The sequence below is a fragment of the Burkholderia sp. Ac-20379 genome, from assembly GCF_017104645.1.
Lineage (GTDB): Bacteria > Pseudomonadota > Gammaproteobacteria > Burkholderiales > Burkholderiaceae > Burkholderia.
The window spans coordinates 1-7291 of sequence record NZ_JAAGPF010000352.1; the positions used below are offsets into that span (position 1 = coordinate 1).

The following is a 7291-nucleotide window of genomic DNA, read 5'->3' on the forward strand; positions in this document are numbered from 1 at the left end:
TAGTGCCGTCGGCGGCGCGCGGCGCGAGCACGAAGCCGCGGGCGTCGGCGCGGGCGGCGAAGTGCTGCTCGGCGGTGTTCAGCGGCAGCACGTGGCCTTCGCGCAGCAGCATCGGCGGCGGGCCGTCGAGCGGCGCGGGCAGCGTGACGGTCTGGCCGCCGTCGAATGCGCGGCCGCTCTCGACGCACACCCAGCGCTCGCCGGCCGGCAGATACACGCGCCGTTCGGTCTGTCCGGCCTCCACCACCGGCGCGGCCAGCAGCGCCTCGCCGAGCATCATCTCGTCGTTCGCCTCGTGGCAGCGGCGGTCGTGCGGGAAGCGCGCGAGCGTGGGCGCGAGCACCGGCTCGTAGTGCGTGGTCGACAGCCACAGCAGGTGATACAGGTACGGAATCAGGCGGTAGCGCAGCTTCAGCGCGTCGGCGATCGCGGGCGTCGCTTCCGGGTACATCCACGGTTCGTTGACACTGCCGTCGTCGTTCCACGAGTGGATGCTGAAGCGCGGCATGAATACGCCGAACTGCACCCAGCGCGTCAGCAGTTCCGGCTCCGGCGCGGGGCCGGAGAAGCCGCCGATGTCGTGGCCGGTGTTCGACACGCCCGACAGCGCGAGGCCGAGGCCCATGCGCAGGTTGTAGCGCAGCGTGTCCCACGAGGTGTAGTTGTCGCCCGACCAGGTCTGCACATAGCGCTGCATGCCCGCGCCGCCCGAGCGGGACACCAGGAACGGCCGCTGATCCGGCGCGAACGCGCGCTGCGCGTCGCGCGAGGCGCGCATCATCAGCATGGTCTGCAGCACCTTGGCGTCGCGCGCCGGGAAGCGCTGGCCGAAGCCGTGCGCGTAGGCGTCGGCCGTCCAGATCTCGAACTCGTTGTTGTCGTTCCAGGTGGCGGGGATGCCGTAGCGCAGCAGCGCGTCGGTCACGTGCTCGCGCCACCAGTCGATGGTGGCCGGGTTCGTGAAGTCGAGATACGCGCCCACTTCGTCCCAGAACTGCACCCAGGCCGGCTCGCCGTTCGCGTCGGCGATCAGCAGGCCGCGCCGGTGCGCGTCCGCGAATTCGGGGTGATCGCGCAGCAGGCACGGCTTGATGTTCGGGCACAGGCGGATGCCGTGATCGAGGTAGTGCTGGACGAAGCCCTCGACGTCGGGGAATTTCTCGCGGTTCCAGTTGAACACGTAGCGCTTGCCGTCGATCGACGTGTAACCCGACGACAGGTGGAACGAGTCGCAGAGAATATCGTGGCGCGCGCAACCATCGATGAATTCGTTCATGCGCTGCTGGGCGTCGGGCGCATCGGTGTACGTCATCGTCGAGCCCGAGTAGCCGAGGCCCCACTTCGGCATCAGCGCCGGGCGGCCCGTGAGCCAGGTGAAGCGGCGCGTGGCGGCCAGCGGCGTGCCGGGCGAGGCGATGAAGTAGTAGTCCAGATCGCCGCGCGCGGCCACGAAATAGCGGTAGTGGCCGTGATAGTTGTCGAGCTCGCGGCCCACGTCGAAGGAACAGTCGGCCAGCGTGTCGTAGAACAGGCCGTAGCCGAGCGCCGCTTCCGGCTTCCAGGTGATCGCGAACGGGATGTGCTTGTAGAGCGGGTCGGTATGGCGCGCGCTGTAGCCCATCGCGTCGATGTTGACCATCTCGAAGCGCTGGCCCGAGCGGTCCAGTTCGCCGGCGCGCTCGCCGAGGCCGAGCACCATTTCGCCGCGCTCGCGCGCCGTGTAGTGATAGGTGCGTTCGTCCCACCAGCCGAAGTTGACGGCCTGCGTGGCGCGGTCGGCCAGCACCTGCTGCCAGTCGCCGGCCGCGTTGCGCAGATGCCAGACGAAGCGGCCGCCGGCCAGCGCGATCTCCACGCGCACCTGGGCGGTTTCGATCCGCACCTGCGCGTCGTCGGACGCGAACGCGTAGGCGGGCAGCGTGTAGCCCGACAGGTCGAGGCGGTCGCGGCCGGTGAGCGGCACGTCCTCCGCGCCGGGCGCGATCGACCAGGTGCTGGCGTCCTGCGCCGCGCCGTCGGGCAGCACGCGCACGCGCACGATGTCGTCTTCCAGCACGAACACGTCGATGGTCGCACCGCCGTCGCCGGCGAGCGTGAGCCGGTTGCCGCCATGCGCGGCCACCGAGAAGCGGGGAGGGTGAAGCATCGAAACCATGGGTCCTGTCCTCGAACGGGTGCAGTAATCGAATAGGGGGCGGGGCGCGTGAGTCGCCGCGTGCGCCTCAGGAGGCGGCCGCCGCGCGCTCCTCGCGCGATTGGCCGCGGATCAGCACGGCGAGCAGCGTGGCGCCGATGATGTCGAACACGCCGAGGCACGCGAACAGCGGCCCGTAGCCCACGCGGTCGGCCAGCGCGCCGACGATCAGCGAGAAGCCGAGCCCGCCGATCCAGGCGGCCATGCCGGCGAAGCCGCTTGCGGTGCCCACTTCCTCGGGGTCGAACACGTCGGCCGCCAGCGTGTTGACCAGCCCGGAAATCATCTGATGCGCGAAGCCGCCGAGGCAGAACAGCGCGATCGCCTGATACGGCGAGGCCACCAGGCCGATCGCGGCCGGGCCGACCATCATCAGCGCGCCGAGCGCCACGCCGGCCACCCGCGACCAGATCAGCGGCAGGCGGAAGCGGCGCATCAGGAACGGCGAGAGGTAGCCGCCGGCGATGCCGCCCAGGTCGGCCGCGAGGAACGGCATCCAGGCGAACGCGGCGATATGCGCGAGATCCATCTTGCGCTCGGTGGCGAGATACAGAGGAATCCAGAACGAGAAGGTTTGCCAGGCCGGCTCCGCGAAGAAGCGCGGCAGCGCGATCGCCCAGAAGCGGCGCGACGCGATCACGTCGCCGATGCGGCGGCGGCCGCGCGCCGGAAAGCGGGTCTGGCCGCCGCGGATCAGCTCGAGCTCGGCCGCGCCCACCAGCTTGTGCTGCGACGGCGAGCGGTAGAACGCATACCAGAGCGTGGCCCACACCAGCCCGAGCGCGCCGGTGGCGACGAACGCCGATTGCCAGCCGAAGCGCATCGACAGGAAGATCACCACGGGCGGCGCGAGCGCCGCGCCGAGCGAGGTGCCGGCATTGAAGTAGCCCACCGCCACCGATTTCTCGCGGTCGGGGAACCACTCGGCCACCGCCTTCATGCCGGCCGGGATCGCGGCCGCCTCGGTCAGGCCGAGCAGGCCGCGCAGCACGCCGAGCGACAGCCAACCCGAGGCGAAGCCGTGCGCCATGCCGACGATGGACCACAGGCCCGCGAACAGCGCGAAGCCGAGCCGCAGCCCGAGGATGTCGACCACCAGCCCGCAAATCGGCTGCATGATCGTGTAACCGATCTGGAACGCCGCAACGATATACGAGTACTGCTGCGTGGTCAGTTCGAAGATGTGCTTGAGCTGCGGCGCGAGCACCGAGAGCGAATTGCGCGCCAGGTAATTCATGATCGTGCCGAGGCTGACCAGCACGATGATCCACCAGCGCAGACCCTTGATCGTTTTCACTACCTTGTCTCCGTCCGTATCGGGCGCCGTTTCTGAAGCGGCAGGTCGCGGTATCTGTGATCGGACAACTTAGCGCCGCGGCGATCGGGCTGGATTCGGCGGATTCGTGCGACGAAACCGCGTTTCCTTGCTTGTTGGCGTTTGTTGTCGGATGACTGACTTCGCGTATGGATGGCATCGTATGTTCGCAAACGAGCAAGGTCAAGTGAAAACTTGGTTCGTACGAACATCGCACGTAAGGAACGAACAGTCGTACGAAATAACGGGGGAATACGCGGGTCGGCCCGCCCCACCGGAGCGGATAGAATTTCGCGCATTCTTTTCATGGCGGATCTCCGATGCGCAACGTCAACCGTGTTCACTTCGATCTGACGACGCTGCGGCTGTTCGAGGCCACCGCCGAACTGGGCGCGGTCACCAAGGCCGCCGAGCGCGTGGCGCTCGCGCCCGCCGCTGCGTCGCGCCGGATCAGCGAACTGGAAGCGCAGTTCGGCGTGGCGCTGTTCGAACGCCGGCCGCACGGCATGACGCCGACCGACGCGGGCCGCGCGTTGCTGGCGCATGCGCGCAGCATGCTGCATTCGGCGGCGCGCATGGCCGACGATGCATCCGCGTTCCGGCAGGGCGGGCGCGGCGTCGTGAAGATCGCGGCCTGCACGTCGGCGGTGTTGCAGTTCCTCGCGCAGGACGTGCAGCGCTGCCATGGCGCCCACCCCGGCATCGACATCGATCTGCAGGAACTCAACAGCCACGGCGTGATGCAGGCGCTGGCGCGCGGCGTGGTGGACGTCGGTATCTACGAAGCGTCGCTGGGGCGGCTCGATTTCCCGACGCGCCTGTATCGCGAGGACCGGCTGGTGGCGGTGACGGCCGCCGATCACGCGCTGGCCGGCGGCGAACGCGTGACGGCCGACGAGATCCTGGCCTGCGACGTGATCGGCCTGACCGAAGGCGCGGCGATCTCGGTGGCGCTCGCGCGGCTGGCGAACGCGCGCGATCGGACGCTGCGCATGCGGATCCGCGTCGGCAGCTTCGACAGCATGACGGCGATGGTGGCCGCCGGGGTCGGCATCGGCGTGATGCCGGAGGGCGTGGCGCGCGCGCTGGCCGGCGGCCCGCCGTTCCGCATCCTGCCCATCGAGGGCAACTGGGCCGCTCGCCAGTTCCTGCTCTGCCATCTGCAGGCCGAGGCGCTGTCGTCGTCCACGCTGTCGGTGCTCGACCTGCTGTCCGGGCCGGTTTCGCAAAACGCGAAACCTGAGTAGCGCAATGAGCGATGGCAAGCCGGCGCGATCGTCCCTATCGTGAGGCCGAACCGCTCGCATCGCATGCGGCGGGCCCCATGATCATCGCGCTCGGAGCCTCATGTCCTCGTCCCCCGTTCGAATCGCGCTCAGCATCGGCGACCCCGCCGGCGTCGGCGCCGAAATCATCGCGCGTCTGTTGGCCGACCCCGCCACGGCCGGCAAAGCCCACATCACGCTGATCGGCAACCGCGAGGCGCTCGCGCGCGGCGTGGCCGCGGCCGGCGTGCCCATCCCGCAAGCCGCGCCGTGGCTGGAGATCCTCGATTGGGCCGGCAGCGGCGCGGCGTTCGCGCCGGCCGTCATCAGCGAGGCCAGCGGCCGCTTCATGCTCGATTCGCTGCGGCTCGCGGTGCGCCGCGTGCAGGACGGCCTGGCCGACGCCGTGTGCTTCGGGCCCCTGAACAAGAGCGCGCTGCGCCTCGGCGGCATGCAGGAAGAGGACGAGATGCGCTGGTTCGCCAGCCTGCTCGAGCATCGCGGCGTGTGCGGCGAACTGAACGTGCTCGACCCGCTGTGGACGGCGCGCGTGACCTCGCACATCCCGCTTCGCGATGTGTCCGCGCATCTGTCGCCCGAGGCGGTGGCCGACGCGATCGGCATGCTGACGGCCGCGCTGCGCGCATCGGGCAACGCCGCGCCGCGCATCGGCGTGTGCGGCCTGAACCCGCACAACGGCGATCACGGCAACTACGGCAACGAGGAAGGCGAAGTGATCGAGCCGGGCATGGCGCTGGCCGCCGAACGCGGCTTTCCGGCCAGCGGGCCGTATCCCGCCGACACGATCTTCCTGCGCGCGCGCGCCGGCGAGCTCGACGGCATCGTGACCATGTATCACGACCAGGGGCAGATCGCGACCAAGCTGCTCGGCTTCGAGGTGGGCGTGACCGTGGAAGGCGGCCTGCCGATTCCCGTCACCACGCCGGCGCACGGCACGGCCTACGACATCGTCGGCCAGGGCCGCGCGAGCGCCACCGCGATGGCGCACGCGTTCGACCTGGCCTGCCGCATGGCGCGCTCGCAGGCGGCCGCGTTCGCCTGAGCACCTGAGCGGCGAGCGGCTTCGGCCGCGCCGCCATCGAACCGAAATCGAACAGAGGCCGACGGCGGCGCATGCCGCCGCGGACCTCGCAATCGGAGGAGACATGAACTCGCAATCAGGGCGGTCGGGACGCACCCACGTACAGCAGGCCGTGTTGGCGCTGCTGTGCGCGATGTCGTTCATTCTGTATCTGGATCGCGTCAACCTGGCCGCCGCGGCCGGGCCGATCAAGGCCGAACTGGGCCTGTCCAACACCACGCTGGGGGTCGCGTTCTCGGCGTTCGGCTATACCTACGCGATCTTCCAGATCATCGGCGGATGGCTCGCCGACCGCATGGGCGCGCGCCGCACGCTGCTGCTGTGCGGGTCGATCTGGGTGGTGGCGACCATCGCGACCGGCATGGTGGGCGGGCTCGCGTCGCTGTGCGCCGCGCGCCTGTTGCTCGGCGTGGGCGAGGGCGCCGCGCTGCCGGCCCAGGCGCGCGCGATCGCGAACTGGTTCCAGGCCAAGGATCGCGGCTTCGTGCAGGGCATCACGCATTCGTCGTCGCGGCTCGGCAACGCCGTCGCGCCGACGCTCGTGGCCCTGCTGGCGACGCTGTATTCGTGGCGGCTGTCGTTCATCATCGTGGGCGTCATGACGGCGCTCTGGATCGTCGTCTGGGTGCTGTATTACCGCGACGATCCGCGTGCGCACCCGCGCGTGAACGAGCGCGAACTCGCGCAACTGCCGGCGATCGCCGTTGCCGGCGCGCAGGCGCGCGTGCCCACGCCGTGGCGGCGGATCGCCGGGCGCATGTCGCCGTCGATCGTCGTGTACTTCTGCCAGGTGTGGAGCAACACGCTGTTCTTCAGCTGGGTGCCGCTCTATTTCCTGCACGGCTACGGGCTGAACCTGAAGGAATCCGCGATCTTCTCGTCGGGCGTGTTCCTGGCCGGCGTGGTGGGCGACGTGCTGGGCGGGCTGATCAGCGACCGCGTGCTCAAGCGCACCGGCAGCATCCGGCTGGCGCGGCAGGGCGTGATCGCGTTCAGCCTGCTCGGCGCGTTCGCCTGCATGATCCCGGTGATGCTGAGCCACGACCTGACGATCGTCACGCTCGCGCTGTCGGGCGCGTTCTTCATGCTGGAGCTGACGATCGGCCCGATCTGGGCGGTGCCGATGGACGTCGCGCCGCAACACGCCGGCACCGCGAGCGGCATGCTCAACACCGGCGCCGCGCTCGCCACCATCGTGTCGCCGGTGGTGTTCGGCGCGGTGATCGACCGGACGGGCAACTGGAATCTGCCGTTCGTCGGCTCGCTGCTGTTCCTGCTGCTCGGCGCGCTGATGACGCTGAAGATCCATCCGGATCGTTCGATCGACGCCCGGCCCGACGGCGCGCGCGAGGGCAAATTGCGGACGTCGTGAGCGGGCGGGGCGGGCCGGCGGCGAAGACGGCGCCGGCCGCGCG

5 protein-coding genes are annotated in these 7291 nt (G+C 69.7%); 3 read left to right on the forward strand and 2 right to left on the reverse strand.

Translation table 11 applies throughout. The features are described 5' to 3' along the window. Together G3N92_RS28625 and G3N92_RS28630 are read right to left on the reverse strand one after the other, a co-directional pair. The coding region (locus G3N92_RS28625) for a glycoside hydrolase family 31 protein (RefSeq protein WP_206130944.1) at positions 1 to 2155 on the reverse strand (2155 nt) is incomplete at its 3' end. Positions 2156 to 2222: 67 nt separating this feature from the next. Continuing rightward, a complete protein-coding gene (locus tag G3N92_RS28630) occupies positions 2223 to 3491 on the reverse strand; it encodes an MFS transporter (protein ID WP_206130945.1) in 1269 nt (422 codons plus the stop codon). Positions 3492 to 3829: 338 nt separating this feature from the next. Here G3N92_RS28630 and G3N92_RS28635 point away from each other — a divergent pair, with 338 nt between their 5' ends. From G3N92_RS28635 to G3N92_RS28645, 3 genes are all read left to right on the forward strand, one after another. Continuing rightward, on the forward strand, positions 3830 to 4756 hold the full coding sequence (locus tag G3N92_RS28635; protein ID WP_206130946.1) for a LysR family transcriptional regulator: 927 nt from the start codon (positions 3830 to 3832) through the stop codon (positions 4754 to 4756). Between the two features lie 100 nt (positions 4757 to 4856). After that, positions 4857 to 5837: a 4-hydroxythreonine-4-phosphate dehydrogenase PdxA gene (locus G3N92_RS28640; protein WP_206130947.1), complete on the forward strand. Its 981-nt coding sequence runs from the start codon at positions 4857 to 4859 to the stop codon at positions 5835 to 5837. Positions 5838 to 5940: 103 nt separating this feature from the next. Next, the gene (locus G3N92_RS28645; RefSeq protein WP_206130948.1) at positions 5941 to 7248 is read left to right on the forward strand and encodes an MFS transporter; all 1308 of its coding nucleotides are present in this window, start codon (positions 5941 to 5943) and stop codon (positions 7246 to 7248) included. Positions 7249 to 7291: the final 43 nt, after the last annotated feature.